The organism is Pedobacter nyackensis, assembly GCF_900176505.1.
Taxonomy (GTDB): Bacteria; Bacteroidota; Bacteroidia; order Sphingobacteriales; family Sphingobacteriaceae; genus Pedobacter; species Pedobacter nyackensis.
Genome location: NZ_FWYB01000008.1, coordinates 185568 through 212152 on the forward strand (window position 1 = coordinate 185568; position 26585 = coordinate 212152).

Below are 26585 nucleotides of genomic sequence, written 5' to 3' on the forward strand. Positions count from 1 at the left end.
ATTGCGGGCGAAGCACAATGCAAGAACAATGGCAAGGAGTTTCGTCCGCTGATGAATAAAAATTCTAAAATTATGAGTTCAATATATCAAATTAATAAAGGGATTGGGAAACCAATAGAATTCCGCGGACTTTATGGTCAGTACATTGCTTACCTCGCTGTGGGGCTTGTTTTATTGCTGATATCCTTTGCCTTACTCTACATAGCCGGAATTCCGCTTCCGGTGATCTTACCACTGATTTTAGGTCTGGGATCAGGTCTGTTCTTTACCGTCACATCGCTTTCTAAACGTTTCGGCGTACATGGTTTAAGCAAGTTTATGGCCAAGAGTAGTTTGCCACAATATGTGAAGTTTAAATCAAGGCGGGTGTTTACTGTATTGAGAACATCAGGAAAGGCAGGCAGATGATAGAGGTCGAAAAAATACTTCCCATCTGGAAGGTAGAAAATCATGCAATGATCTCCATGCAGGGTGATATGACCATTGCATATAGAGTGACTTTACCGGAAATCGGCACACAATCCACAGCGGAATTTGAAGCAGGACACCAGGCTTTTGTTAAGGCTTTGCGGGTGTTAACTCCTGGTACAGTTTTTCATAAAGCAGATTGGGTGACCAAAGCAGAAGCGAGGACTATTGATGAAAAAAGCATTAAAAGCATTTTGTCCAATGCTTCGGATCAGTTCTTTAAGGGGCGACCATACTTAGCGCATGAGTGTTTTATCTTTCTGACTCAAAAACCCGCGAGTAGAAAACTCTCCTCTTCGTCCTATTCCAATATCCTGCGCAAATCCATTGCCCCGGTACAGATGCAGGATGAAAAACGGTTTGCAAACTTTTTATCAGCTTGCGGACAATTTCAGCGTATCCTTTCGGATAGCAGTGGTGTACGCTTGCAGCGGCTGACTGATGATGAACTAGCTGGAACAGCAAACAAACCAGGCATCATTGAAAAATATTGCTTCTTGTTAAACCCTGGTCAGCATTCCATAATCCGAGACATTCATATCAAAGACCAGATCAGAGTCGGTGAAAAGCTGGTAGAGCTATACACGCTTGCCGATGCAGTAAACTTGCCTGCATTTTGCGGTTCACGCATCAATTATGACCCCTACTCTACTGACCGCAGCACTTTTAGTATTGGTTTTTCCAGTCCTTTGGGACAGCTTTTAAATTGTAACCACATCTTTAACCAATACATTTTTATAGATGATCCCCGCAAAACGCTGAAGCAGTTGGAAGCCAAAAAACTACGTTTGCAATCCTTATCTGCCTATTCCCGTGAAAACGCCATTGGCCGTGATGCCTGCAATGATTTTTTAAACGAAGCAATTGCTACGCAGAAACTTCCGGTCAAAGCGCATTTCAATGTGCTGGCTTGGGCTGATGATCCGGTTGAATTTTCCGAACTGAAAAACAAGGTCAGCGCTGCCATGTCAGCTATGGATGTGACCTGCAAACAAGAAACCGATGGCGCCCCTCAAGTATGGTTTGCCGGAATGCCTGGTAATGAAGCTGATTTCCCCATGAATGATACTTTTGATACGTTCGCAGAACAAGCCGCCTGCTTCCTGAACATGGAAAGTGCTTGCAGATCTGATGGTGCTGGTTTACGTTTAGGGGACAGACTTCAGGGAAGACCTGTCTATATTGACCTTTTTAACGGACCGATGAAATCCGGACTAATTACCAACCGGAATTTATTTATCTGTGGTGGAAGTGGCGGAGGTAAATCGACAGCTATGAACCATATGCTGCGCACCCTGTATGAGGATGGTACCCACTGTGTGACTATTGATATTGGTGGAAGCTATAAAGGCCTTTGCGATTTGGTAGGTGGTTATTATTTTACCTACACAGAAAAAGATCCGATCTGCTTTAATCCTTTTTATATCGGCGCAGGGGACGAACTGGATATCGAGAAAAAGGAAAGCCTGAAAACCTTGCTCATTGCTTTGTGGAAGAAAGACAGCGAGAGCTATAACCGCAGTGAATACGTAGCGATCTCCAATGCCATTACCTTATACTATGAACATTTAACAACATATCCTGATGTGTTTCCTGGCTTCAATTCTTTCTACGATTTTCTGATGGAAGAATACCTGGTGGTGTTGAAGAACGGAGACGTAAAGGAAAAGGAATTTGATTTTTCAAACTTCCTATATGTTTTAAATCCTTATTACAAGGGCGGTGAATTTGATTATTTGCTCAATGCCACAGAAAACCTTGACCTGCTGAATGAACGCTTTATTGTTTTCGAATTGGACAACATCAAATCGCACGAGATTTTGTTCCCGGTGGTGACTATTATCATTATGGAAATGTTCATTTCCAAGATGCGCAAGCTCAAAGGCAAACGTAAGATATTGGCAATTGATGAAGCTTGGGTAGCCATTGCCAAGAGTGGCATGGCTAATTTTATCCGCTACCTCTATAAAACAGTTCGGAAGTTCAATGGGATTGCGGCACTCATTACCCAGGAGGTTGATGATCTGATTTCCTCCCCCATCATCAAAGAAACGGTGATCAATCTTTCAGATACAAAAATACTGTTAGACATGCGCAAGTTCATGAACAAATTCGATAAAGTACAGGAAGTGCTGGGCTTATCCGAGAAAGCAAAAACGCTGTTGCTATCGCTCAACAAGGCCAATGAGGAAGGTAAAGTATACCGTGAAATGTTCATCGATCAGGGTGGTCAGCGCCTAAATGTTTACCGGAACGAGTTAAGTCTTGAAGAGTACTTGGTGTACACAACCGAAGAAACAGAAAAACTTAAAGTCCAGGAGTTTACCGCAAGGTATGGAGACATCGTCAAAGGGGTCACCGCCCTCGCAGCGGAGATCCGTACCGGAATTACCATTTTATAACCGTTTAATCTTTAAAAAACAAAAATCTAATCCAATGAAATCATTCTCAAAAATCCAGTTTTTTATCATGGCTATTGCAGCCATCCTATTTAATGCCTGCAATAACGGTAACCAGCCCAGCCTAGATGGCACTTATATCAATCATGCCGAAGGCGAATTCAGTATCGCTGATGATACCCTTGAGGTGGAACATGTGCAGCAACGGCACTACCTGATTCACCGTAAAACAGGTTTCAGAATAAAAAATGAGGCTGGCAAGCCCGGAAAATTACAACAGGAAAGCGAAGAATGGAAAGCAGAATATGATATAGGCTCGATGAGCATGACTGAAAACAAGAAAGCGAGGGTGATTTCATTTGACCCTGATAAGGGGGTATTAATGCTTGAGAACAGCAAATACCAGCGTATCAATTAACAAATTTATTTACAATGAGAATTAAGAAATATATGAGAACCTATATGGTTGTCCTGCCCCTTAGTGCCATGACTTTGCTGGTTGCATTGCCCACCGGGGCAAATGCACAGCTGGCCATTGCCGAAGTGATCAAAGCAGGAGTAAAAAAAGTAATCAAAGCCGTTGACCTGAAGGTACAGCGCTTGCAGAATCAAACCATCTGGCTACAGAATGCACAAAAGGTAATTGAAAATCAATTGTCCAAATTGAAGCTGACCGAGATCTCTGACTGGACAGAACGTCAGCGAAAGCTCTATGCAGGTTATTATGATGAGCTGCATAGAGTAAAGTCACTGATCTCTACTTACAAGCGGATCAAAGACCTGGCCCAGACGCAAGCTGAGATTGTGAAAGAATACAACTGGGCCAGCACTTTATTTAAAAAGGACAAACATTTCAGTGTAGATGAACTGCTACACATGGAAGAAATCTACAGGGGCATTCTGGATGCCAGTATCCGAAACTTAGATCAGGTATTTGTGGTCATTAATTCTTTCAAAACGCAAATGACTGACGCCAAACGGTTGGAACTGATCAGCGAAGCGGCGCAGCAAATGGATCAGAACTATGCAGATTTACGTCAATTTAATGAACAGAATGTAACCCTCAGCATCCAACGTTCCAAATCTGCACTGGAGGTTAAAAAAATAAAAGAGATCTATGAAGTCCAGTAAGCTAAAACTCGCCTTATGTCTGTTTTTAGGAATGATGGTCATGGCTCCCACTCTTCAGGCACAGACCTGGTCAGAATGGTTTTCTCAAAAGAAAACACAGAAAAAGTATTTATTGCAACAGATTGCAGCCTTACAGGTATACATCGGCTATGCAAAAAAAGGCTATGATATCGTAGGTTCAGGTTTGCAAACGGTAAAGGATATTTCTAACGGTGAATTTAAACTGCATAACTCATTTATCAGTTCACTAAAGCAGGTTAGCCCAGCCATTCGTAATGATGTCCGTATTGCTGAAATCATCGCCTTGCAAATCTCTATTGTAAAAGCCTTTGGTGGGATTAAAAATACGCCTTTGTTGTCGGCTGATCAGCTGGGCTATATCACTTTAGTGTATGAAGAGGTAATTAGAGATTGTTTTACAGATCTGGAAGAGTTGCTATTGGTGATTACCTCCGGTAAACTGGAAATGAAGGATGATGAGCGCTTAGTCAGACTGAACAGTATTTATGAAAACATGCTCGATAAATCCACCTTTACGCAATCTTTTTGTACTGAGGCTGTACAGCTGATCCGTCAGCGGGAGCTAGAGCGAAATGAGATCGATGCCATGATCCGAATGTTTCATTTTAAAGAATAAGCCCATGAAGAAGATCATTTTAATATTCATGCTGATGGCGGCCTTTGCCGGAATCAGCTACGGTCAATCGCAGGAAGTACAGCAATTGCTGTTAAATGTGGAAAAACTCAGCCAGATGAAAAACATCCTTTCGGATATGAAAAAAGGCTATGAAGTAGTATCCAAAGGATATAACTCCGTGAAAAATATTGCTCAAGGCAATTTCTCTCTGCACGAAGTATTTTTAGATGCTATGATGCTGGTTAGCCCTGAAGTAAAGAAATACCGTCGGATTGCGGACATCATCACATACCAGTCGGATATTGTATCTGAGTATAAATCGGCTTTTAATCGGTTCCGTTCCGGTGGAAATTTTACCATTTCCGAGCTAGATTATTTAAGCAAGGTCTATTCCCAATTGTTTAACCAGAGCCTTGATAACCTAGATCAACTGGTTATGGTCATTACAGCGAACAAACTGCGCATGTCTGACGATGAACGCTTGCAGGCCATTGACCGGATCTTTGCAGATACGGAAGATAAACTGATGTTTTTACGGTCATTTAATCAAAAGACAAGCATCCTAAACCTTCAGCGTGCCAGGGAAAAGGCTGACATCTCCGGGCTTCAACAATTTTATAAACCTAACTAAACAATCATGTACAGATCAATTTTTAATACCGTATTATTTGCGGTACTGGCCACGTTGTTGCCTTTTATTGCCTATGCGCAGAGTGGTGGCGGCCTCGCTGGCTCGATCAATGGCATGCAACCGGTACTGGATAATGTCTACAACGACATGCTTCCCTTATGTGGTAAGCTTATTGGGGTAGCCCGAGGCCTGGCAGGCTTTGGTGCCTTATGGTATATCGCTTCACGGGTATGGCGCAACATTGCCAATGCCGAGCCCGTGGACTTTTACCCTTTACTTCGCCCCTTTGCATTGGGCATGGCCATCCTACTTTTCCCCATGGTGATCGGAGTTATGAACGGCATTCTTCAACCTATAGTTAGCGCAACTGGCGGGATGGTGAAAGACTCAAATCGAGCGATTGAGGCCTTGCTGAAACAAAAAGAAGCTGCAGTAAAAAAAAGCAAACAATGGCAAATGTATGTAGGAGACAGCGGCTATGGCGATAGCAACAAGTGGTACAAATTTACCCATCCCAAAGACCCAGAACGTGATAAAGAAGGTGTTTTTGAAGGATTGGGTAATGATGTAAAGTTCTGGATGGACAAACAGAGCTACAATTTTCGCAATACCATTAAGCAATGGATGAGTGAGGTATTGCAGGTCTTATTTGCGGCAGCAGCCCTTTGTATCAACACCATCCGCACCTTTTATTTAATCGTGCTGGCCATATTGGGGCCATTGGTCTTTGGCTTTGCCGTGTATGATGGTTTCCAGCATACTTTAACCGTCTGGATTGCCCGCTACGTTAACATTTTTATGTGGCTGCCTGTTGCCAACATCTTTGGCAGTATTCTCGGAAAGATACAGGAAAACATGCTAAAAATAGACATATCACAGATCGGACTAGAAGGTGATACCTTTTTCAGTGCCCAGGACACGAGCTATCTTGTGTTTTTGGTGATTGGTATAGTCGGTTATTTCACTGTACCTAATGTAGCCAATTATATTGTTCATGCTGGTGGCGGAAATGCCATGCTCCAAAAAGTCAACACGCTTGTAACGGGTGGTACTAATAAAGCTGTTGGAGCAGCTCAAGGCGCTGCAGGTATGATCGTAGACCGATTCGATAACGCAAGATCCAACCTCTCACAGGGTATGGCAGAAGCAGCAGGCAATGACTATTTCAAAGATAAAGTATCAGGTAACTCTAAAAACTCCTAACCTATGTTTACACAACTTAAAAATATAGACAGTGCTTTTCAGCACATCAAGCGATTTAGTATCTTTTTCCTGCTTGCCAATCTCCTGACTATTTGTTTTGGTATCTATAAATTTTGCCAGGTCCTACATAACAACAGTCAACGTATATATATACTATATAATGGCAAGGTGCTGGAAGCCATCGCATCAGATAAGAAAAGTAATTTGGAAGTAGAGCTGAGGGATCATATCAAGACCTTTCACCAGTACTTTTTTACTTTAAGTCCTGACGACAAGGCTATACAAGCCCGCGTTTCCAAAGCCCTCTACCTGGCCGATGAATCCGCTAAAAAACAGCATGACAATTTAAAAGAATCGGGTTATTACAACAACCTGATCTCAGCAAATATTTCCCAGGAGATCAATATCGACAGCATCCGGCTGAACATCAACAATTACCCCTACACTTTTACCTGTTATGCTACAGAAAATCTCATTCGGGCAAGCAGTACCGTTACACGGAAGCTGGTTACCCAGGGTGAAGTCAGAGATTTAAAGGCACAAACTGACAACAATCCACATGGCTTTTTGATCCAAAAATGGGAAACGCTAATCAATACTGATATCAATCCTAAAGCGATGCAGCCATGAACATATTCAGACAGACCAAAGACAAGCTAAGCAATGGGCAAGAGCAGACAGCTGAAAAAATAGCGGATAAAATTGTGAAAGCTCAAAGAAAGGTAGCCGATTACCTGAGTAGTAAAACCGCTGGCATATCTGTTAAAACCTGGCGTTTGCTACTTATTGGTTTTTGCATCCTATTCGGTGGCTATTGTATTTACCTGCTTGCGCAGGTCTTTAACAATTAAAACGGCGAAGCCATTTTGAAAACCAATTCATGTTAAACACGAACAATATTTAAACCAAAAAAAGAAGAATTTATGAGTAAAAGAATGGAAAAACGCAGGATTTTATTATTCCTGCCCTTACTGGCACTGCCTTTTATGGCGCTGGGCTTTAAAGTCCTTGGTGGCGGCAATGCTGAAACAACAGATACTTTAGTTTCGCCAAAAGGCATCAATACAGCTTTACCCGATGCCGCTTTTAAAAAAGAAGTACCTATTGATAAAATGGGTATTTACAACCAAACCAAGCGAGACTCTACCGCTTCAGCAGATAATGGTTTTGATGCGATTGTCGGGAAGTTAGGGTTTTCCGGCGCTGAAGATATCCAAACCGGGCAAATCAATGAAAAACTTGCGATCATTAACCGGGAGATCAATACACCTTATGTAACGCCACAAGGACATACAGAACCGGTTAAAAGTTATGGTCCTGCAAATGAATCCATGTCAAAAGATGTGGCAAAGCTGGAAATGCTGATGAAAAATATGAAAGACAGCAGTGCTGAAGATGCTGAAATGAAGCAGCTATCTACCATCCTGCAAAGCATTCAGGAAATCCAGAACCCGGAACTGGCCAGGCAAAAGTATCCCAAAGCCCCAATATCAGAAGTCGACAGCTTATTTAAAGCTATTCCAGCAGTGATTGCAGAAAATCAAAAAGCCACACAAGGATCAGTTGTTAAACTGCGTTTACTGGACACAATTGTAATTAATGGACAGTTAATCCCAAAAGACCATGAAGTGTATGGACTGGCTGAGTTTAGTAATCAAAGGCTGAATCTGGAGATCAGAAATATCCGTTTGAGCAATCAGATTATTCCAGTAAACCTCACCGTATTCGACAAAAGGGATGCCATGCGTGGCATTAATGCTCCTGAAGCGCTGTTAACCGATGCGGTAAATTCCGGTGGCTCTGATGCTATCGGAGGCATGGGTATAATGGGTTTTGATCAGAGTTTAACTACGCAAATTGCTGGTGCCGGAATAGATGCAGCTAAATCGCTCTTTACCAAAAAGCTCAGGCGCATTAGACAAAAGCTAAAAGCTGGTTATCCCCTATTGCTACGTGACAATACTAAAAAGTTAAAGTAGCATGAGTGGCCAAAAAATTAAGGCTAGTCTATAAATATAGCCTAGCACCCTATTAACATGATTAGATCATATTTAAACCATAAAAACATGAATAAAAACAGTTTGGAGGACTTCAGAGCAGAAGCCAAAGCATTGAAAGTACCAGCCGAAATGGTTACTAAGGCTGAAGCATTAATGGAAAAAGGTTTACCCTATATCCAAATCAAAGATCAGCTACCTTCCCGCAAAGGCTATATGGAAGCCACCCTGCATATCAAACGATCCCAGCAGTCAGATTACTACTTTTTCAATAAATACGAACTGGCCTACAGCAAAGCGAAACCTCTTGAAGAAGGAAAAAATTACATGGTGATCTCCACTTCCGAAGATGGAAAAAAGCAATTCAAAAATTTCAAAAGTCCAATTGAGGCCATAGAAAATTTTCAAAAACGTGACGGCAACGCCGAACTGGCAATTGGTAAAAGTATAAAAGATTATCTTACTGTAGGCACAATGAAAGCAGGTACCGTAGATTACGTCAGCAAAGATTTTCAAACTACCTACTATAGTGATCCTATAAAAAATACCGTTTACGTAAATAAAGGCGTCGGTTTCAATTTAAAGCAAGGAGCCAATATGCTACAAGGCGGCTCCGCCTACCGTGATGACCTGGTTAGTCGTGTAGGTAAACAATACGAAGCATGGAATACTTATGTCTTTGACAAACCAAGGGACAATTACGGGAACTTACAAATCAAACAATATAGTGAAGGATATGGCTTTAATCTGCAAAATGAACTACAAGGGTACAAAATCAAAGAACTGGATATGCCGGAAAAACTTGCAGGTATTATCAGTGATATGAAAGATGGGGAACGTCCTATTGTAACCGTAGTAAACAACAATGATGAGGAGTTCAAAATGGCGATCAAAGCCATGCCGCGCTACGGAAACATCAATTTCTACCACCTAAATGGTCAAGCGGAGAAACGGGAGCAATTTCAGAAAGAAAACAAGTCGGAACTGGCACAGGAAAACACTTTTTCTAGGAAACTGAAACAGCAAAAGTCAGAAAATCAAGGATTAACTATGTAACAACCTGTTGTAATCGGCTGTCGGATATAAAAATTCGGCAGCCTTTTTCATTTTACAAGCTTTATCTCAATTGATTGAGATACGATAAATGCTCATCAATTTCATAATCTTCATTTGGCGAGCTTTCCCCGGTGATACAGGTAAAACAGGAAAACCCTGCATCAGCGCCACCCACAACCCAAATAGGATTCCCACATCTGCATTTTGTACCAGTAACAGCATGATGTAACACATCCCTTAAACGTTCCTCCACTTCCCGCTTCTTTTCAGACGGATTATTTTTAACGTATAAATCGACATATTTTTTAATCGATATGGGTTCAAACATGGGTTTTTATTTTTCTCAAATGTAAATATTCAGGCTGAAATCTCAAAAATCCGGCGTCGCAATTTCAATGGTTCTAATTCCTTATTACAGGGTCGTCCGCATCTCTATACCTGCAAATTTCAAGGCTTAGTTCCACTACACAGCGCTGTCTAACAGACCTCTTTTAAGCCTTTTTACGATTGATCAAACAATGTTTGAGGCTATTTGATGCACAAATTTCTGATCCGCAGTTTCGCCAGTCAAGGCGGCTCCGTAAACTTCGCTTGTTTTGAAAAAATAATCTTCCCTGCTCGCTTCGCTCCCGAGGTATTTTTTTTCCAAAAGCCTTGTCTGTCTTCCCTGCTAAATCAGGTGAGGGTCATATCAAAAAGCCAGGGACTGGCTCCTGCCGAAATGTAGTAAGCAGGTTGCAAATTTTAAAACCAATAGACAATGGACACTAAAGAAAATGAAAACGGACAGGCTAAAATAGCAAACACCGTAAAACCAGACAGAACTCCAAAATTCGTAGCTGGCAATCCTGTTAATGCAGTATCCAAAGCAAAGGATGAAAATCCAGAGATTACCTTTCTAGACGTTGTTCAAACTAGTGCAGAGCCTACTAAAAAGGAAATCAAAGCTAATTTTGCGGAAAAGATCGCAGAACAAAAAGCGAGACTAGAACGTCACATTAAACTCGGTGATGATCTTGCCCGCAAGACTAGACACCGTGACAATTTAAAAAATATCATTACCACCCTTGATGAGTTTGAATTGCAATTAAAAGACAATGTGGATGAAACAGATGGCAATTATTATCAAGGCTGTTTGCTGACTATTAAAGATGATAACGGTAAAACTTTTACCACTAAAAATCCTACTATAATTAAAGGAGTAGCTGAGCAGGTCAGCAGCCTTTGTACTGAAAAACTGGAAGAGGTAGAAATGGACATTGTAAACCTGATCCCTGCCTAGCAGGTTAATGCCCTGCAAAGTTCGGGGCATTAATTTACTTTTCAAACCCTTGTATATAAACCCGAAAGATTTTCACCACCAGTTAACCCAATTCACAAAACTTTATAATTCTAAAAATGAAATACGAAACTCTGTTCATTATGGTTCGTGTGGCAGTCCATGCCGACCATACCAGTGTCGAAAAAATCGTCAGCGAAATAGAAAGTCATTCAAAAATCAGCATGACTGATACCGCAAACATCAACATACTGGAAACCAAAATAATATTATCAATAATCAGAAATCCTAAAAACTAAATCATGGCACACAACATTCATTATAACGAGCAGACAGGCAAACACAGTTTTTTCAGTGTGAAAGAAAAAGCATGGCACAACCTGGGTACCCTTGTACAGGACTATCCCAGCAGTGCGGAAGCCTTAAAATTTGCAGGATTGGATTACACCGTCGAAAAGAGGCCTTTGTTTACTGTAGATGAACTCAATAACCATTTATTCCATGATCCCGATGCGGACGATTATTTTGATTCGATCGAATCTGGAATTATAGTCCCGAATTACTTTGCAACGCTCCGAACAGATACGGACGAGGTTTTAGGTGTTGTGGGTAAAGATTATGAGATTGTGCAAAATGTACAGGCCTTTGATTTTTTTGACAGCATTGTCGGCAGTAAAGAGGGTATCTTATATGAAACCGCTGGTGCTTTGGGTAAAGGGGAGCGCATTTTTATTACCGCCAAATTGCCGGATTATATTCGTGTTGGCCGTAACGACTGCATTGAAAAATATCTTTTCCTCACGACTTCGCATGATGGTTATGGCAGTATTACCGCAGCTTTTACCCCCACAAGGATCGTTTGTAACAACACTTTAAATGCTGCTTTACGCAATAAAACCAATTGCATCCGCATCAAGCACACAGCCAATGTACAAGATAGGTTAAAAATTGCGCACCAACTTTTAGGGATCAGTAACCAGTTAGCAAATGAACTAGAAGGGGTATTTAACCAATGGGCTAAGATCAGGGTGACAGATAACGAGGTGAAAAGGTTAATCCAATTCGCTATGGCACCGAACAAAGAGACAGTGGAATCCTTACGCAATGGTAAATTTGAAGACCTTTCCACAGTATATAAGAATACCGTTGAAAATGTATTTGAATATGCCATGGCTAACCCTACTCAACAGGATGAAACCACAAAAGGCACTTTGTATGGTACTTACAATAGCGTTTCTGGATATTTTCAAAATGTACGCAATTACAAAGATGAAGAAAGCAAATTTAAGTCGATCATGTATGGCACAGGTTTGCAAAGGAGTCAAAAAGCCTTTGACCTATGTACTGATTTTGCGCAAAGGATAGCCATGTCCTAATTTCACTTATTTTTCACGGGGGAGCCAATCCCCCTAAACACTAAACTTTATGAAACCATTGTTAAAACTCAATACAAAGGAAAAAGCTAAACTTTTACATGCGCTTTTCCCCAATGAGATACCACAGTTTTTAAACCACTTACAAAAATTCTGCAATCATCTTTACGCACGCAAAAATGGATATGAAAAACTTTGGAATGTCAGGTTAATGCCTTTTGAAAGATGGTGGCTAACCTCGGGATATATTCTTCAGCTTTTAGAAAGTAAACGCTCTGAACTGGAATCAAGCGGAGAAGCATTTGCCAAGCATTTGTTTTTTCTAGACTATGCCACTGTAACCATAAATCAACTGAATCAGTATGCCGAGCGAGAAAGTTACAACGATAAGTTTAAACTGGCAGTTCCCATGTTCTTCTAACACACTATTAATTTTTAAATATAAAATCTGGGCGAATGTTCGCCTGTTAAAACGAACGATTATGAAACCAATACACCGTTTGAGTCTAAAAAATAAAATCAAAATCTTGCATAGTTTATTCCCTGGGGAAATCCCAGAGTACATCTGTTATCTGAAAAATCGTGCTATAGAAACTATCGATAGCAAGGAGGAAATTGCGAGTGGCTGGGGTAATAATGTCATTAAGCAAGGTTACTGGACTTTTCTCGCTAACAGTACATTTGATCGCATTCGGAGATATGGCAATAGCTTTGAGCATTGTGGGAAACTGTTTGCCAAACTGCTGTTTAAAGACAGCGTTTCCCTTTTTACTGTACACGCTTTAATGCAATACATTGAAACAGAAGATTGCTCGCCAAAATTTGCACTGGCAGTAAAACTGCTGATAGAAATGTAATAAAACGAGTTTACCAATAAGTGCGGCGAAGAACCGCACCCATTGGTAAACATATTGCCCGCCATTTGCCATACCTGTGGCATCGGCTAAAATCGCGGGCGGCCCTACGGGCATTAAGCGTTTTTTAGGATATTGAAGAAAAGAAATACCATTGAAACTTCATTCAATTTGTACTCCTTACGAAAACATCAAGCCAGATCTGGTATCGATACAAAAATTGAAGCAAATGCCGAAACATGCACCTAAGAGTTTAATATTTTAATCATATACACACCACTGTCATTTAAACCTACTAAAGTATGCACGATCTAAAACTTCTCTATGATCTGGGTGTGCGATTTCAATCAGTGCTTTTGCTCTTTGCTTCAGAGATCTGCCAAACAAGTTTACCATTCCGTATTCAGTTACTACCCAATGAACATGACCTCGGGTAGTAACCACACCAGCGCCTTCCTTAAGAAATGGAACAATCCTGCTGATACCTTTTTGGGTTTGAGAAGGTAAGGCTATAATGGGCTTTCCATCTTCTGATAATGAGGCCCCACGCATAAAATCCATCTGACCACCAATACCAGAATATTGGTATGTTCCGATCGAATCAGCACATACCTGACCCGTCAGGTCCAATTCTATAGCACTGTTGATTGCAGTTACCTTTGGATTTTGCCGGATTATGCTTGTATCATTCACATAGCTAATATCCATTACACGAACCGATGGGTTGTCGTCAACAAAATCGTAAAGCTCTCTGGTACCAGTTAAAAATGAGGTTACAGATCTTCCTATATTCAATTTCTTTTCACTGTTATTGATCACGCCTTTATGGATCAGGTCTATAACCCCATCAGAAAACATCTCGGTATGAAGACCAAGGTTTTTATGACCGCTCAGATTTTTAAGGACCTGATCAGGAATACTTCCTATGCCCAATTGTAAGGTAGCGCCATCTTCGACAAGGGATGCCACATTATATCCAATTTTCCCTACAACATCATTAACGTCTGAAGAATAATCTACTACAGGCAGTTCAGCATTATGATAAACCAGGGCATTAAGCCTGTCTACATGAATAAAACTTTCACCATGCGTTCTGGGCATTCGGCTATTTACCTGGGCAATCACAACCTTCGCCGTATCGACTGCAGCTCTGGCTATATCTACCGAAGTGCCTAATGAACAATATCCATGAATATCAGGTGGAGATACCTGCACAAGTGCGACATCAATCGGCAAGATATTTTTTCGAAATAGCTGAGGAATCTGACTCAAAAATATCGGCACATAGTCTCCACGTTCACTATTTACCACTGCGCGGGTTGCGGCAGAAACAAATAATGAATTGAAAAAGAAAGACCGCCTATGTTCGGGCTGATGAAAAGTAACATCCCCCAAAGAGGTAATGCTAACCAGCTCAACATTCTCAAGCTCAGCCGACCTTTGTTGCATCGCCTTAACCAAGCACACCGGAGTTGCAGCTCCACCGTGAATGAAAACCCTATTTCCTGATTTTATAATTTTAACTGCCTCGGCAGCTTGAATAATTTTTGATTCCATATTACATATAAGTTAATATCTTTTTCTATAAATCTTTCTTACTAAACTTCTTTAGTGATATAAATAGTGGAATTGCAATCCAGATAAATAATCCAAAAAAAGAAAGCACCACTCCAACCTGGTTCCCAAAAAACTCCCTGAATATTGCCCCTGTATAGCCCATTAATGCAGAAATATCCATTTGCAACAAGATTTGAACGCGGCCTAAATCAATCGGGTTAAGAAAACTAAAAAACACCATAGCTCTTTCCAACGGGTAGTCCTGAAACTGAAATAAAAAGAATAAGACCAGCGCATCAAAGATCAAAGAAAAATAGAGCCACAACAGTATGGATAGCCCTATCCCTTTTGCTTTGTCACGGGTAATACCCGCAGCTAACATCGCTATACTCACAAAAATAACCGTTAAAAATAGTCCGGTTAAAATCATTGTGATACCCGTTGCGTCGGCATGATACAACAGGATGGGTATGCCCGCTCCAATAAAAAAAGCGAGCGACAATGATGCAGCCAATCCACCAAATAAACTTAGCCAAATGGACTTTCTTTTAACAGGCTGACTAACCAGTAATTCTATAAACTCCGAGCTATTGTAAATATAAATTGTCGAGAAAATAATACTGATTAAAGGGACCAATATGAGGATAATGTTTAAAAGACTAAGCAAGCCCTTTGCAGCATTACTTTCAAGGTTAAAGACACTTAAGGAAATCAACAATAACAGAAAGGTATAGATTAAAACTATCTTGTTCTGAATGATATCTACAATTACGTATTTTAATATTTTTTTCATGCTTTAAGCGACCATAATTTTAGCAATTGCTTTTGACAGCTTTTCTTCCCCGGTATCCGCCTTTAATTCTGAAAGCTTTTTATAAAACATCAGCCTTCCGTCCTGCATGTAAAACACCTCGGTAATCAGATCGTCCAATTCACTTAAAACATGTGAGGTGATTAAAATTAATTTTCCTTTTTCCTTCTCAAGAAGGATCTTATCTTTCAATTTTTCAGAAGATACGGGATCCAGGCCCGCAGTAGGTTCATCCAAGATTAAAACATCAGGATTGAATAGAAATGCCAGACAAGCGCTAACCTTTTGTCGGGTACCACCAGAAAGCGTATGCATTTTTTTATTCATTAATGCACCCAGGTCAAAGCTTTGTATAAGATCCTCATCTAAATGCACCTTACTGTCTTTTCTGATATCCTTCATCATTTCGATAACGTTTGCAATGGTCATATTTTCTGGGTAACGACCGATCTGTGGCATGTACCCAACCTGACTTCGATATAACCACTCACGATTTATAGTCCGGCCATTGAATTCAATAGATCCCTTGTCTGGCACGACCATTCCTAAAATGGATTTGATTAGCGTGGTTTTTCCGCAGCCATTTGGACCAAGTAAGGCTATACACTCCCCCTTATTAAAAGAAACAGAGATGTCATTTAAAGCCTTTAATTTACCAAAGGTTTTCGTAATATTTTTTGTTACTATCATAAGGATATAGGTCTCATTACCGGTTTGTTATCTCTTAAATTTTCAGGAGTTACACCCGGCAGGATTTTTTCTGTTTTATCCAATAAGGAAACAATTAGACTTCTAAAAAGCATTAGAGCGGCCGGATTGCTATCTATAATCATAGAATACATACTTACGGGATGAAAAGGCACATCACCAATATTATCCTTAAAAAGATCGTATCCTTCGTATTTGTCCCAGTAATTTCCGGTAAACGTATTTAATACCAGGGATCCGTTTGTCCCAATATCGAACGTATTCCCAATAAAATTATTCCTATTGAAATCATTCTTGTCACAACTAGCCTGAATTTTAACCGCCCAACCATTGTTATTAAAGATGTTCTTGTAGAGCTTAATTCTGCTGCAGCCCTCCATATGTAAAGCAACTGTGTTTTTAGTAAAATGATTACCGGAGATATCACTATCAGTAATGTCCTTCAATAAAATTCCGTAGGCTGCATCTCCCCAATTGTTTAAAAAATGGTTATTGTACATATGAATGTTGTTACTATACATTACAGCGACCCCTGCTTCGTTGCGTTCAAAGATATTGCCCACATAAGTGTTGCGGTTAGAAAACATGAAATGAATGCCATAGCGTACATTCTGGGCACTTACATTTCTCCAGATCAGGGAGTTTTTTACAAACTCAAAATACAACCCATCACGGTGTCCTTTTATTTTATTACCAATGATAATCAAGCTATCAGAGCGCCAGCAATGGATACCATTTCCACTTTGAACTTCATCTTTCCCATAAGCCGTTATCGAATTATCTTCTATAGTGCAGCGTTTACTGTTCTGAACGTAAATACCAAAATTTGTATCCTCTAAAATATTATTTAATGCCGATACCTTGTAACTGTCGTAAATCATTATTGCGCCCAGGTCCTTGATCTCCGAGCGTCCGGTATGCTGTAATTTAAACCCTTCTACGGTTGCATTCTTTGCTTTTATTGAAATGATCGCATATTTATTTTCACCATCAAGCACCGGATAATTGATACCTTTTAAAGTGATCGATTTTTGAATGATGATATTTTTCTCTTTATATAAGCCCGGATCAACAAGAATCGTATCTCCATTTTGAGAAAGATCTACCGCCCTTTGTATAAATGCTACACTTCTCGTTTTACCAACCTTGATAACCTTGGCATCAGCAGAGAAAACTGCAAAGTAGCTGATCAGTATGAGATATAAGACTTTTTTCATTTAAGCGTTGGCATCAGTGAATTCAATTGTACCACTCTCCCTTCTATAGATTGCGTAGTTGCTTTTAATTGCTCTTCTGTAAGAAAAGCAGCAATATTACTTCCCATGGGCGATCTAAGTGCTTCACTTTTAAACAAAAAGGCTTTCTGCAGATCAATGAAACCATGAGGATTCTCATAATCCACCAGATACATACCCTGAATATCCACATTTTTAACTGTTGCTTCTTTGCTAAATTCCATCAGGCAATGGAGATCATCAAACTTATAGATCTTTCCCTTTTTGCTAATCAATTCCGCTCCAAAGCGCTTATCCATGACCCCCATTTTACAAAAAAAGCAGGCATCCTTACCGATTTTAATAGGTTTAGGCTCAACACTACATGAAGCCATCAATAAAACCAGCGAAAGAAATAAGGGCGCTGTTTTCCATTTCATAACAACTGTGTTTTTTTGATGTCTATATTGAAGTATTATTGCCGTTAGCAAACCTATTCCTACACCAATAAATATCCAGCCACCAATGTCAGGAATTGAGTAAGCGCCAAAATTCAACAGTTGTTTATAACCAATAAGCGGAGGCTGATAACTCATCCCGGGAACATTTATGGCCGCATTCGGATCCAGATCGTGTCCATACTGGTACTCCCATCGCCAAAAATCAGCCATTGCCACAATTCCAAAAATTACAAAAAGGGTAAATAGAACTGATAACCACTTAGCAGTTCGAAGAAAGATGGCCACTGCCAGCGAAAACACAGCAAAGAAAGTAATGATATATGGCAATACGGTAAATTCCAAAAAGTCCTCGGTATGCAGCGTTTTCATCCCGATATAATGATTAAGTCCATTGATGATGTCAACATTTCCAGCTAATTTATGCGGATACATTTTAAGCACAAGTCCCTCAGGATATTGTGGTGCAGCTAACTCAATTTGCCATAGTGGAACAAAAAGAACCACAATTAAAGCAAGTCCGCATAACAATACTATTTTTCTATTTATGTCAGTTAACGCTCTAGATTTCATAATTATAGGATCAGATAAAAAATAGCCCAACCATGCATGAAGCAGCAGCTGGGCTATTCAAAACTATTTTTTAAGCATTTCCTCTGCTGCTTCAGAGTTTTTACCAAGGCTAAAAGAAATCGGTACTTTCGATCCTTTTACGGAAACCCGAACATAACCTTGCATTTCCTGGTGTAAAGCACTACAGAAATCGGTACAATAGATTGGGAATATTCCAGCTTTCTCAGGAACCCATTTTAGCGTGGTAGTTTCTCCAGGCATAATCAGCAATTCTGCATTCTTATTCCCTTTTACACCGAAACCATGAGGTACATCCCAATCCTGTTCAAGGTTAGTTACATGAAAGTAAACTTCATCCCCAACTTTTACCCCTTCGATATTGTCCGGCGAAAAATGTGAACGCATAGCAGTCATGTAAACATGTACTTTGTTTCCCTCTCTAACCACTTTCGAATTTTTCTCTCCCATGGTAACATAAGGATGTTTGTTCTCATCCAATCTGAAAATCTTCTGAGAATTTTTAGCAATTAATTCTGCAGGAACCATTTGAGCATAATGCGGCTCACCTATAGTTGGGTAATCCAGCAACAATTTCATCTTGTCCCCACTAATATCAAAAAGCTGTGCACTTTGAGACAGTTCTGGCCCAGTAGGCAGGAACCTGTCCTTTGTGATCTTGTTATAAGCGATCAGATATTTCCCATAAGGCTTTTTGGTATCACCACCCGGAATACTCAGGTGTCCTGGCGAATAATAAGTTGGCTGTCTATCTAAAACTTTTAGATCTTTAATATTCCATTTTACTATTTCGGAAGAGATAAAGAAAGTAGTATAAGCATTTCCTTTACCATCAAACTCCGTATGCAAAGGTCCAAGTCCTGGTTTCTTAACTTCCCCATATAATGCAGCTTCATATTTTAGCACAGGAATCCCACCGTAATCACCATCATATGTTTTATTTGCAATAGCATTCTGGATCTTACTAAAAGAAAACACCGGAATAAGTGCCGCCAATTTACCACTACCTACTATATATTCACCAGATGGATCCACATCACAGCCATGCGGAGATTTCGGACATGGAATCATATAAACCAGATCAGGAAAATCTTTAACATCAATAAGGGTAGTTTCGGTCTCCATTTTTGATGTTGCACTATGTGTAACTTCACTAAAGGTATTGTGTGCATAATTGGCTTTAACTTTTTTTCCTTTACCTTGTTTAACATACTCCGCTGCTTTTTTCCAATTTACCGCAAGAATGTAATCTTTATCTCGTTTAGAGGCATTTACTTCTAACAAGGTGTGCGCTTGTTCTGAGTTATAACAGCTAAAAAAGAACCATCCACTACTTGGACCTTTTCCACTATGGCTCAAATCGAAATTCATACCTGGCAACACCATCTGAAAAGCAACTTTCATTTCACCTTCTTTAGGAGCAACGCTTACGAAGCTTAAAGTACCCTTAAAATTCTTTTTGTATGAATCGATTGGCACATCTCCATCTTCATTATCCATAGGCACGCTAAAACGTGTTCCAGCAACTACGTATTCCGTATTTTCGGTAATAAAAGGTGAAGAGTGATTTCCGGCACTGTTCGGAATTTCAATGATCTCAGTAGTACGGAAGGTTTTTAAGTCAATCCTTGCAATACGCGGCGTATTGTTTTCATTTGCAAATAACCACCGTCCATCTATCTCTCCATTAGTCTGAGAAAGCGCAAGATGGTGTTGATCTCCCCAGGGGATTTCTCCATGAGAGGTATTTAGCATGGGTTTAGTTTCTTCGCTAAATCCCCAGCCCTTTTCCGGGTCAACGGAAAAAACCGGGATCACCCTTAACAAGCGACCAGAAGGAATCCCATAAACACTAACCTGACCGCTAAATCCGCCAGAAACGAAGTTGTAAAGTTCATCGTATTTCCCTGGTGCAACATACACCCTTCCGGCTGCATCACCACCAGTGGCGTCACCTGCATTTTTTGGTTTACAACCGGAAAGATTCATCAGCATTAACAATGCTGCACATGAACACAAAATGTATAAGTTTCTTTTCATATCAATTTTTTATTATTTTACACCATCATTTTTCCTTAGGAATTCCAGGATATCTCTTGTATCACCATCACTTAGATTTTGATTCGGCATACGCACCATGCAAATTTCAAGCATGGCCTGTACCTTAGGGTCTTTGTCGATCATTGCATCTGTATTGGTCATGAAATTCATGATCCACTCCGGCGTATGGCGTTTAGTGACACCCGCCCATCCTGGCCCAACCAATTTCTCGTCGGTAAGTTTGTGGCAGGAAATGCATTTTAGATCCGCAACCTTTTCACCTCTGGCGGCCATTTCCGCATCTAGTTTATCACTAATTTTTACTTCTGTAAACTTACCCTCACCCCTCTTCGGATCATAAGCTTCCGTACCAGGAGTTTTTGTCTCGTCTGCAGCAGATTGTTCAGTCGAACCGTTGGAATCAGAATTGCCTCCACCTGCGCATCCCGCAGAAAATAAGGCTATTGAAAACATCAAAAACAGCTTTTTCATAACATTTTATTGATTTATTTTATAGTGTAATGTTACGGAATACCCCATCCTCAAAATATGATTTCAATCATATTTACCTTAGATTGTTATCATATTTTTAATGGCATTTATTGCCTTATTTCAAGAAATTTTAAAACAGCAGATTTGCTGTCCCACATTATGGTAACTATTCAATTCAATAGCAGTAGGTGGATCAGAATTGCACTGATCAATTTCTTTATCGTAGCCCTTGCAGGTGTCATTTTAAGGTACAAGATCAACTTCCCATTACCTTTAATTAATCAAAAAAACTTATTGCACGGTCATTCCCATTTTGCTTTTGTTGGCTGGGTAACGCTCGCTTTAATGGCTTTGATGGTAAATCATCTACATAGATCGGGTCTTGTAACCAATTATAGGAAATACCATTGGTTACTGATCGCCAATACGGCAACGGCATACGGCATGTTGTTTGCCTTTATCTTACAGGGCTATGCTTTATTTTCAATTACTTTTTCCACCTTATCGATTTTCGTATCCTATTTTTTCATCTATTATTACTGGAAGGATCTCAACAAAATTAAACAGGAAGAACATATATCAATCTGGTTTAAAACGGCCTTAATTTTATTGGCGGTTTCGTCCATCGGAGCATTTGGACTTGCTTACCTAATGGCCAGCCGCACCGTAGTTCAGGAGCTTTATTTTGCAGCCATCTTTTTTTATCTGCATTTTCAATACAACGGTTGGTTCATTTTCTCCTGTTTTGGGCTATTATTTTCGTTTTTAAAAGAAAAGAACAAACTACACTTCATAAAAATCAGCAAATGTCTATTCCTGACCCTGGCCATAACTGTTATACCAAACTATCTACTGTCTATATTCGGTCTTAAAATTCCAGCTTACTTATTTTGGATTGGAACAATTTCCGCTACCATTCAACTTGCTGCGCTTTTCTATAGCTACAAACTTTTACAAGCAATCAGCACTAGTGCGGACATTGCTATCAAAAAAATGACAACTCTTTTATGGAGTCTGGCCTACATTTCATTTGCACTCAAAATCACTTTACAGGCTTTATCCGTCATTCCTTATTTTGGTAATTTTGCCTTTGGTCTCAGGCCCGTAATCATTGGCTATCTCCATCTGTGCTTTCTCGGTGTGATTTCATTTTTCATTCTTGGCTATCTTCATGAGCTATTAATCAGAAAGGGCATTAAATTAAACAAATCAGGATTGCTGATTTTTATATTCGGGGTAATCTTACAGGAGGTGGTCTTAATGATCCAGGCATTAGATGCGATGATGAGTCAAACCTCAACCAACACCCATATCGTTTTATTCATCGCTGCAATTGCTATGGCAAGCGGTCTGGCCATGTTGATTAAAACTAAGCGGTTGAAAATTATTTAACCATAAAAGCCAAGCATTTGGGGTGCTTGGCTTATTCAAAACAATCAGGATATTCAATATCAACCTGCTGCTACCTGCAAGGCCTTTTCGACTGCAATAGCTTTAGGAAACAGCACATTATTTTCTAGGTGTACATGTCTGTGTAAATCATTCTCATATTCATCAAGCTTTTTGTAGAGTATGGTGTAGGAGTTACAGGCATCTGGTGGTAAAGTGAAATTATTGGTGATTTCGCGTATGGTCTGCAATGCTTCACCGGCCTGCTCATGCTCAGATTCCATCATCTGAATGGGATTGGATACTTTTCCAAAAGCGCTAGTGGGCACTGAACCTCCCTGGTGCTGAACCGCCACTAATTCCTTGATAAAGGGGAATAAGATTCTCTCCTCTTTGCTCATGTGTAACATTAAATCTGCCCCCACCTGACAAAAGATCTGGGCAATCCTGAGGGTTTCGGGATGCTGACCACCGTGTACTTTCGCTACTTTATTTGCGAGTTCCATAATAAATGGGGTATTCTCTTTTACGTATTGATGATGTGTATTGATAATGAAATCTGTCAAAAATCCAATGTCCCATCTTAAGTAATCATTTTCAGTTGTTGACGTCTCACCGGTAAGCAATGCTAAGGCTCCTTGCACTTCCAACGCATCAATTCCCTTTTTTTCGCAAACCTCCGAAACAGTCTTTTTCCCACCACAGCAAAAATCTATACCGAAGCGCTTAAACACCTGGGCTTTTCTATAGTCTTTAGTTACAATTTCACCTATAGTTTCTTCATTAGCCTGAGCTTCCTTTTTTGCAATTTTCACTTTCCAAATTTCAGGGCCATTTTCCAAATAATCCCAGGAAAATGTTTGTCCTCGCTCTGCCAGAAACTGATAATACAAGGGCTTGGGGTCATGATCATTTTCAATTACAAAGGCCTGTCCGGGGTTTAGACCGTCATACATTTCAAAAATTTTTGGATGTTTTAAGCGTGGCTCCAAAGCCGTCACATTTAATGTGTTCATCGTTTCCATAATATTAATTTTAGGTGACTCTATTATATGAATACAAATTTACCAGCTACGATGCGAGCTGTTTATGATCTCAATCACATTGAAATGATATATAAATATATCAAAGGCCCCGAAGCTTTCTTAATCCCGCTTCTGGTATAGTCCTGTAGTTCCATGCTGGCTCCCAAACCAAAGATACCTCTGCCTGATAATCTGGAAAAGTACGTATGATGCTATTTTTAACAGCCGATAAAATACTCTCACTCATAGGACAATTTCTGGAGGACAAGGTCATTTCGATCAGGATACACTTATTTATATCATCTACCTTGACATGATATACCATGCCCAGATCAACAATATTAACGTGTAGTTCGGGATCGATAACGGTTTTTAAAGCATCTACAACCGTAACTTTCATGGCAAATAAAAATTCAGGAATATCAAATGTGATCATAATCTTCTGTCTTTGTTTGATGTAAAAGAAGGACAATAAGGTGTGCAAAATAACTTAATGCAGTTACCGCCAAACTGCCTGCGGCAATGCTTTTAAGCGTAAAAGAACTAAAAAGGAAACCAGAAATAAATGCCAGCAGGAAAAGTAAAAAAGCAAAAGATTGTGCATAAAGTAAGCCTTTGTTGATCAGATCTGATGGAAGGGGTGTTTTAACCTTTCCCGTAAGCTGTTCATAATGCTTTACCCATACGATATATGGCAGGGTTTTAAAAGTCTGACCTAATATCAGCAGACTGATCCAGCCCATAAAGATCAGGCTTCCATACAGTGTGGACAGGTTTACCGCAAACGCATCATTTTTTAAATGATAATACAATATAAACGGCAAAATCAATATCCCTGCAGCAAGAAAAACAAACGAAAACAAACTCTTTACCATGGGCAAATCAACATCCTTGCGAATGCGGGACTGAAAACATCTGAAAATATAAAATAGGTAAAAGCAGACTCCGGTAACGCCCAATAACCAAACAAAATAGGTATAACCATTAATCCCATGAAGGTAGCCGTCCAGTAAAAACAATAACAATGCTGCATTAATGCAATAATAGGCGAATAAGAGTAAATGTTTTTTTTCATATTCAGAGATTAGGAACATAGGTAGCAATTTAGCACTGACACCGATAATAAGCATTAGAAACCAGCCTGCAATTCCCATATGGGCATGTAATCTCAGAAAATGTAAATGGTCTTTTTGCAGGAATGAATATTGGAAATTAAAAACCATCAACAGACCAAGCAGTGCCGTTAAAGTAAGCCATAAACAGGCTGTAATTATAAATTCCTGGAAAATGGATTCCTGTTTTTTATACTTAACCGTAAAAAAAACATTCAGATTAAACAATATAATTGCAGTAAACACCAGCACTCCGGCAATTTGCATATACATCCCTGGATCGAAAATCCAGAAACAATAAACGAGCAGTACAATTCCAGGTACAAAGAAAGTAATACTAGCCCAGGCCAGTTTGATACTATATAATTTCGTTTCCAGGATAACGGGAAGTAGCTGATACAAAGCGCCAAAAATAATCATACTACCCCATCCTAAAGCAGCCGTATGGGTCATAGCCAGGATTTTAGGCTGAAAGTAATGTCCGGACAAGGCTTCAAGGGAAAACAAGAGCATTCCGGCCAGTACCAAAAAAAACAGACCTGCAATTAAATAATGGGTTGATACAATTTTATAAAGCGGGTTATTGTGGCCAATAGTGCTCATGATCTATAAATTAGCATGTCCAGTTCATCAGCTGATTTACGGTTAAGCAGGGACAGCAGCCCCCTTCTATTGAGTTCGGAAAGCAGGTATATAGGTACCTTTTTATGGTAAATGTATAGCAACTCATCGGCATTCATCTTTTCAAGTTGTGCCAGAATCTGAATCATCGGCTGGGGCATTTCCAGCTCGCGAACGTCGATATATTTAATCTTGTGTGCAGGAAACCGGCTTAATACCTTATCAAATAGTCCTTGCTGAGCTTCGTCATGAACTTCGGCAGGTAATGCCGTTAATGAAATTTTATGCGCTGTCTTTTCAAACCAGGTAATGATTAATTTTTCACCCACAACTTCAGTGAAATGTAAAAAACCTTTTTCGGCCAGTAAATTTATTAATGGTACTGGCTCAAAGGAATTGATGATCTTGATACGTTCTCCGGGCCCAATTCGTTTAGCTAGGTTAAGAATTTCTTTGAGTGGGTCCTGATCTTTGGAAAGCAGTGGACGAACATCCAGTTCATAGACATTTGTCTGCAGCTCAAAATCGATGGTATTTACCTTTTCAATTACCGGCTCTTTCATCGTTTCATCAATAACAAAACCAATGGCTTTCATGCTGCTAAAGAAATCACCGGGACTACAACCGGCAATTTTACATGCCTCTGCAATAGTTACACGACGGGCCAGTAAATTACGCAAGACAGGATTGCGCAGCTTTGAGAAATTGCGATTTATTTTTATAAGACTGTCAATTACCTTTTCCCGGTCCACATCCAATAATGCTTTTATCCGGGTGTTTAAATTGATATTCATCAGTATAAGTTTATTTTTTATGATGGTTGCTTTTGCTGTGTTTACCTGAAAACGACTTTCATATTGTGCTTGGGGCAAGCAATGCCTTTCAATTGATTAACAGAGTAACCTAAATTGCCAATTGTAGGAACACCATTAAGAAAATTCTGGATATAATAAGTACCTGTATATTTCATCAAGTTCAGGTACCGGACCATCTCTCCAAAATCTTTCTCCTTGATCAAATCGGAATGAACAGTGGTCCGCACTTCAAATTTTTGCTCCGATGCGATTAAAAAACTTAAAGTGCGTTCAAAATTCTCAAATAAATCTGAACCTGTTATCATTTCAAATTTATTGCGCATAGCCTTAAAGTCCAAAGCAATATAATCCACCAAGCCCAAAGTAACCAGATGTTCTATCATCACTGGCCGTGATCCGTTGGTATCGAGTTTTATAAAGAAGCCCATCGCCTTTATCTCTTTTATCAGCCAAATTATTTTACTATGCATGGTACATTCACCTCCACTCAGCACCACTGCCTCCAGGATCCCTTTCCTCGAATTCAGGAATTCCAGTACTTTTTCAAAGTTGATCGATCCCTTACCCAAAACAATATGCGGATTGTAACAGTACAGACAACGCATGTTGCAACCTGCAAGCCAAACGACACATGCCACCTTATCTGGATAATCCATTAAGGTGAAGGGCGTGATGTTATATATTGGAGCTGGATCCCTCATCCCAGTAAAATTTTAAACACACA

At 39.8% G+C, this 26585-nt stretch carries 30 protein-coding genes; 17 read left to right on the forward strand and 13 right to left on the reverse strand.

The features are described from left to right. The first annotated feature begins 72 nt into the window (after positions 1 to 72). From B9A18_RS15660 to B9A18_RS15710, 11 genes are all read left to right on the forward strand, one after another. On the forward strand, positions 73 to 408 hold the full coding sequence (locus tag B9A18_RS15660) for a DUF4133 domain-containing protein (RefSeq protein ID WP_084290391.1): 336 nt from the start codon (positions 73 to 75) through the stop codon (positions 406 to 408). Then, the gene (locus B9A18_RS15665; RefSeq protein WP_084290265.1) at positions 405 to 2870 is read left to right on the forward strand and encodes a TraG family conjugative transposon ATPase; all 2466 of its coding nucleotides are present in this window, start codon (positions 405 to 407) and stop codon (positions 2868 to 2870) included. The genes B9A18_RS15660 and B9A18_RS15665 overlap by 4 nt, the downstream gene beginning before the upstream one ends. 34 nt (positions 2871 to 2904) lie before the next feature. Beyond that, on the forward strand, positions 2905 to 3285 hold the full coding sequence (locus B9A18_RS15670) for a hypothetical protein (protein ID WP_084290266.1): 381 nt from the start codon (positions 2905 to 2907) through the stop codon (positions 3283 to 3285). Positions 3286 to 3299: 14 nt separating this feature from the next. Continuing rightward, entirely contained in the window at positions 3300 to 3998 is a 699-nt protein-coding gene (locus tag B9A18_RS15675; RefSeq protein WP_084290267.1) for a conjugal transfer protein TraI, read from the forward strand. Beyond that, positions 3985 to 4635: a hypothetical protein gene (locus tag B9A18_RS15680; protein ID WP_084290268.1), complete on the forward strand. Its 651-nt coding sequence runs from the start codon at positions 3985 to 3987 to the stop codon at positions 4633 to 4635. Before B9A18_RS15675 ends, B9A18_RS15680 begins: the two co-directional genes overlap by 14 nt. Positions 4636 to 4639: 4 nt before the next feature. Further along, entirely contained in the window at positions 4640 to 5266 is a 627-nt protein-coding gene (locus B9A18_RS15685) for a hypothetical protein (protein ID WP_084290269.1), read from the forward strand. Positions 5267 to 5272: 6 nt separating this feature from the next. Continuing rightward, positions 5273 to 6469: a conjugative transposon protein TraJ gene (traJ, locus tag B9A18_RS15690; protein ID WP_084290270.1), complete on the forward strand. Its 1197-nt coding sequence runs from the start codon at positions 5273 to 5275 to the stop codon at positions 6467 to 6469. A gap of 3 nt (positions 6470 to 6472) precedes the next feature. Beyond that, complete coding sequence (gene traK, locus B9A18_RS15695; protein WP_084290271.1) at positions 6473 to 7099, forward strand: conjugative transposon protein TraK; 627 nt, start codon at positions 6473 to 6475, stop codon at positions 7097 to 7099. Next, on the forward strand, positions 7096 to 7320 hold the full coding sequence (locus tag B9A18_RS15700) for a hypothetical protein (RefSeq protein ID WP_084290272.1): 225 nt from the start codon (positions 7096 to 7098) through the stop codon (positions 7318 to 7320). Before traK ends, B9A18_RS15700 begins: the two co-directional genes overlap by 4 nt. Before the next feature lie 72 nt (positions 7321 to 7392). Then, entirely contained in the window at positions 7393 to 8448 is a 1056-nt protein-coding gene (gene traM, locus B9A18_RS15705; protein ID WP_084290273.1) for a conjugative transposon protein TraM, read from the forward strand. Between the two features lie 87 nt (positions 8449 to 8535). Beyond that, the gene (locus B9A18_RS15710) at positions 8536 to 9522 is read left to right on the forward strand and encodes a hypothetical protein (RefSeq protein WP_084290274.1); all 987 of its coding nucleotides are present in this window, start codon (positions 8536 to 8538) and stop codon (positions 9520 to 9522) included. A 61-nt stretch (positions 9523 to 9583) separates the two neighbouring features. On the opposite strand, the gene B9A18_RS15715 is transcribed toward B9A18_RS15710, so the two are convergent. Then, entirely contained in the window at positions 9584 to 9850 is a 267-nt protein-coding gene (locus tag B9A18_RS15715; RefSeq protein ID WP_084290275.1) for a hypothetical protein, read from the reverse strand. A 432-nt stretch (positions 9851 to 10282) separates the two neighbouring features. Here B9A18_RS15715 and B9A18_RS15720 point away from each other — a divergent pair, with 432 nt between their 5' ends. The 5 genes from B9A18_RS15720 to B9A18_RS15740 all read left to right on the forward strand — a co-directional run bounded on the left by B9A18_RS15720 (position 10283) and on the right by B9A18_RS15740 (position 13031). Then, positions 10283 to 10804 (forward strand): hypothetical protein, encoded by a 522-nt coding sequence (locus B9A18_RS15720; protein WP_084290276.1) that lies wholly within the window; start codon positions 10283 to 10285, stop codon positions 10802 to 10804. 116 nt (positions 10805 to 10920) lie between these two features. Next, positions 10921 to 11100, forward strand: a complete 180-nt coding sequence (locus B9A18_RS15725) for a hypothetical protein (protein WP_084290277.1) — start codon at positions 10921 to 10923, stop codon at positions 11098 to 11100. Between the two features lie 3 nt (positions 11101 to 11103). After that, complete coding sequence (locus tag B9A18_RS15730) at positions 11104 to 12177, forward strand: DUF932 domain-containing protein (RefSeq protein ID WP_084290278.1); 1074 nt, start codon at positions 11104 to 11106, stop codon at positions 12175 to 12177. Positions 12178 to 12226: 49 nt separating this feature from the next. After that, positions 12227 to 12595: a hypothetical protein gene (locus tag B9A18_RS15735; RefSeq protein WP_084290279.1), complete on the forward strand. Its 369-nt coding sequence runs from the start codon at positions 12227 to 12229 to the stop codon at positions 12593 to 12595. 61 nt (positions 12596 to 12656) lie between these two features. Beyond that, positions 12657 to 13031: a hypothetical protein gene (locus B9A18_RS15740; protein ID WP_084290280.1), complete on the forward strand. Its 375-nt coding sequence runs from the start codon at positions 12657 to 12659 to the stop codon at positions 13029 to 13031. A gap of 279 nt (positions 13032 to 13310) precedes the next feature. Here the strand turns inward: B9A18_RS15740 and B9A18_RS15745 are convergent, their stop codons facing one another. The 7 genes from B9A18_RS15745 to B9A18_RS15775 form a co-directional block, all read right to left on the reverse strand. Further along, a complete protein-coding gene (locus B9A18_RS15745; protein WP_084290281.1) occupies positions 13311 to 14585 on the reverse strand; it encodes an acetyl-CoA hydrolase/transferase family protein in 1275 nt (424 codons plus the stop codon). A gap of 25 nt (positions 14586 to 14610) precedes the next feature. Beyond that, entirely contained in the window at positions 14611 to 15378 is a 768-nt protein-coding gene (locus tag B9A18_RS15750) for an ABC transporter permease subunit (protein WP_084290282.1), read from the reverse strand. Between the two features lie 3 nt (positions 15379 to 15381). Beyond that, positions 15382 to 16086: an ABC transporter ATP-binding protein gene (locus tag B9A18_RS15755; RefSeq protein WP_084290283.1), complete on the reverse strand. Its 705-nt coding sequence runs from the start codon at positions 16084 to 16086 to the stop codon at positions 15382 to 15384. Beyond that, the gene (gene nosD / locus B9A18_RS15760) at positions 16083 to 17321 is read right to left on the reverse strand and encodes a nitrous oxide reductase family maturation protein NosD (RefSeq protein WP_084290284.1); all 1239 of its coding nucleotides are present in this window, start codon (positions 17319 to 17321) and stop codon (positions 16083 to 16085) included. The genes B9A18_RS15755 and nosD overlap by 4 nt, the downstream gene beginning before the upstream one ends. Next, positions 17318 to 18349: a nitrous oxide reductase accessory protein NosL gene (locus B9A18_RS15765; protein WP_084290285.1), complete on the reverse strand. Its 1032-nt coding sequence runs from the start codon at positions 18347 to 18349 to the stop codon at positions 17318 to 17320. The genes nosD and B9A18_RS15765 overlap by 4 nt, the downstream gene beginning before the upstream one ends. Before the next feature lie 63 nt (positions 18350 to 18412). Next, the gene (nosZ, locus tag B9A18_RS15770; RefSeq protein ID WP_084290286.1) at positions 18413 to 20407 is read right to left on the reverse strand and encodes a Sec-dependent nitrous-oxide reductase; all 1995 of its coding nucleotides are present in this window, start codon (positions 20405 to 20407) and stop codon (positions 18413 to 18415) included. A 12-nt stretch (positions 20408 to 20419) separates the two neighbouring features. Then, entirely contained in the window at positions 20420 to 20899 is a 480-nt protein-coding gene (locus B9A18_RS15775; protein WP_084290287.1) for a c-type cytochrome, read from the reverse strand. Between the two features lie 159 nt (positions 20900 to 21058). Here B9A18_RS15775 and B9A18_RS15780 point away from each other — a divergent pair, with 159 nt between their 5' ends. Beyond that, a complete protein-coding gene (locus tag B9A18_RS15780; RefSeq protein WP_144009516.1) occupies positions 21059 to 22291 on the forward strand; it encodes a hypothetical protein in 1233 nt (410 codons plus the stop codon). A 59-nt stretch (positions 22292 to 22350) separates the two neighbouring features. Here B9A18_RS15780 and ric read toward each other — a convergent pair whose 3' ends face one another. The 5 genes from ric to B9A18_RS15805 form a co-directional block, all read right to left on the reverse strand. Beyond that, complete coding sequence (ric, locus tag B9A18_RS15785; RefSeq protein WP_084290289.1) at positions 22351 to 23313, reverse strand: iron-sulfur cluster repair di-iron protein; 963 nt, start codon at positions 23311 to 23313, stop codon at positions 22351 to 22353. A gap of 100 nt (positions 23314 to 23413) precedes the next feature. Beyond that, on the reverse strand, positions 23414 to 23749 hold the full coding sequence (locus B9A18_RS15790; protein ID WP_200816374.1) for a metal-sulfur cluster assembly factor: 336 nt from the start codon (positions 23747 to 23749) through the stop codon (positions 23414 to 23416). Next, positions 23736 to 25028 (reverse strand): hypothetical protein, encoded by a 1293-nt coding sequence (locus B9A18_RS15795; protein ID WP_084290290.1) that lies wholly within the window; start codon positions 25026 to 25028, stop codon positions 23736 to 23738. The genes B9A18_RS15790 and B9A18_RS15795 overlap by 14 nt, the downstream gene beginning before the upstream one ends. Then, positions 25025 to 25840 carry a DUF2249 domain-containing protein gene (locus tag B9A18_RS15800; RefSeq protein WP_144009517.1) on the reverse strand — a complete coding sequence of 272 codons (816 nt, stop codon included), beginning with the start codon at positions 25838 to 25840 and terminating at the stop codon, positions 25025 to 25027. The genes B9A18_RS15795 and B9A18_RS15800 overlap by 4 nt, the downstream gene beginning before the upstream one ends. Positions 25841 to 25881: 41 nt before the next feature. After that, positions 25882 to 26562: an anaerobic ribonucleoside-triphosphate reductase activating protein gene (locus B9A18_RS15805; protein WP_084290292.1), complete on the reverse strand. Its 681-nt coding sequence runs from the start codon at positions 26560 to 26562 to the stop codon at positions 25882 to 25884. Between the last annotated feature and the right edge of the window lie 23 nt (positions 26563 to 26585).

Bases quoted from the DNA above. Each gene is read 5' to 3' on its own strand.
- B9A18_RS15660 (WP_084290391.1), top strand. From the start codon at position 73: ATGAGTTCAATATATCAAATTAATAAAGGGATTGGGAAACCAATAGAA.
- B9A18_RS15665 (WP_084290265.1), top strand. From the start codon at position 405: ATGATAGAGGTCGAAAAAATACTTCCCATCTGGAAGGTAGAAAATCAT.
- B9A18_RS15670 (WP_084290266.1), top strand. From the start codon at position 2,905: ATGAAATCATTCTCAAAAATCCAGTTTTTTATCATGGCTATTGCAGCC.
- B9A18_RS15675 (WP_084290267.1), top strand. From the start codon at position 3,300: ATGAGAATTAAGAAATATATGAGAACCTATATGGTTGTCCTGCCCCTT.
- B9A18_RS15680 (WP_084290268.1), top strand. From the start codon at position 3,985: ATGAAGTCCAGTAAGCTAAAACTCGCCTTATGTCTGTTTTTAGGAATG.
- B9A18_RS15685 (WP_084290269.1), top strand. From the start codon at position 4,640: ATGAAGAAGATCATTTTAATATTCATGCTGATGGCGGCCTTTGCCGGA.
- traJ (WP_084290270.1), top strand. From the start codon at position 5,273: ATGTACAGATCAATTTTTAATACCGTATTATTTGCGGTACTGGCCACG.
- traK (WP_084290271.1), top strand. From the start codon at position 6,473: ATGTTTACACAACTTAAAAATATAGACAGTGCTTTTCAGCACATCAAG.
- B9A18_RS15700 (WP_084290272.1), top strand. From the start codon at position 7,096: ATGAACATATTCAGACAGACCAAAGACAAGCTAAGCAATGGGCAAGAG.
- traM (WP_084290273.1), top strand. From the start codon at position 7,393: ATGAGTAAAAGAATGGAAAAACGCAGGATTTTATTATTCCTGCCCTTA.
- B9A18_RS15710 (WP_084290274.1), top strand. From the start codon at position 8,536: ATGAATAAAAACAGTTTGGAGGACTTCAGAGCAGAAGCCAAAGCATTG.
- B9A18_RS15715 (WP_084290275.1), bottom strand. From the start codon at position 9,850: ATGTTTGAACCCATATCGATTAAAAAATATGTCGATTTATACGTTAAA.
- B9A18_RS15720 (WP_084290276.1), top strand. From the start codon at position 10,283: ATGGACACTAAAGAAAATGAAAACGGACAGGCTAAAATAGCAAACACC.
- B9A18_RS15725 (WP_084290277.1), top strand. From the start codon at position 10,921: ATGAAATACGAAACTCTGTTCATTATGGTTCGTGTGGCAGTCCATGCC.
- B9A18_RS15730 (WP_084290278.1), top strand. From the start codon at position 11,104: ATGGCACACAACATTCATTATAACGAGCAGACAGGCAAACACAGTTTT.
- B9A18_RS15735 (WP_084290279.1), top strand. From the start codon at position 12,227: ATGAAACCATTGTTAAAACTCAATACAAAGGAAAAAGCTAAACTTTTA.
- B9A18_RS15740 (WP_084290280.1), top strand. From the start codon at position 12,657: ATGAAACCAATACACCGTTTGAGTCTAAAAAATAAAATCAAAATCTTG.
- B9A18_RS15745 (WP_084290281.1), bottom strand. From the start codon at position 14,585: ATGGAATCAAAAATTATTCAAGCTGCCGAGGCAGTTAAAATTATAAAA.
- B9A18_RS15750 (WP_084290282.1), bottom strand. From the start codon at position 15,378: ATGAAAAAAATATTAAAATACGTAATTGTAGATATCATTCAGAACAAG.
- B9A18_RS15755 (WP_084290283.1), bottom strand. From the start codon at position 16,086: ATGATAGTAACAAAAAATATTACGAAAACCTTTGGTAAATTAAAGGCT.
- nosD (WP_084290284.1), bottom strand. From the start codon at position 17,321: ATGAAAAAAGTCTTATATCTCATACTGATCAGCTACTTTGCAGTTTTC.
- B9A18_RS15765 (WP_084290285.1), bottom strand. From the start codon at position 18,349: ATGAAATCTAGAGCGTTAACTGACATAAATAGAAAAATAGTATTGTTA.
- nosZ (WP_084290286.1), bottom strand. From the start codon at position 20,407: ATGAAAAGAAACTTATACATTTTGTGTTCATGTGCAGCATTGTTAATG.
- B9A18_RS15775 (WP_084290287.1), bottom strand. From the start codon at position 20,899: ATGAAAAAGCTGTTTTTGATGTTTTCAATAGCCTTATTTTCTGCGGGA.
- B9A18_RS15780 (WP_144009516.1), top strand. From the start codon at position 21,059: ATGGTAACTATTCAATTCAATAGCAGTAGGTGGATCAGAATTGCACTG.
- ric (WP_084290289.1), bottom strand. From the start codon at position 23,313: ATGGAAACGATGAACACATTAAATGTGACGGCTTTGGAGCCACGCTTA.
- B9A18_RS15790 (WP_200816374.1), bottom strand. From the start codon at position 23,749: ATGATCACATTTGATATTCCTGAATTTTTATTTGCCATGAAAGTTACG.
- B9A18_RS15795 (WP_084290290.1), bottom strand. From the start codon at position 25,028: ATGAGCACTATTGGCCACAATAACCCGCTTTATAAAATTGTATCAACC.
- B9A18_RS15800 (WP_144009517.1), bottom strand. From the start codon at position 25,840: ATGAATATCAATTTAAACACCCGGATAAAAGCATTATTGGATGTGGAC.
- B9A18_RS15805 (WP_084290292.1), bottom strand. From the start codon at position 26,562: ATGAGGGATCCAGCTCCAATATATAACATCACGCCCTTCACCTTAATG.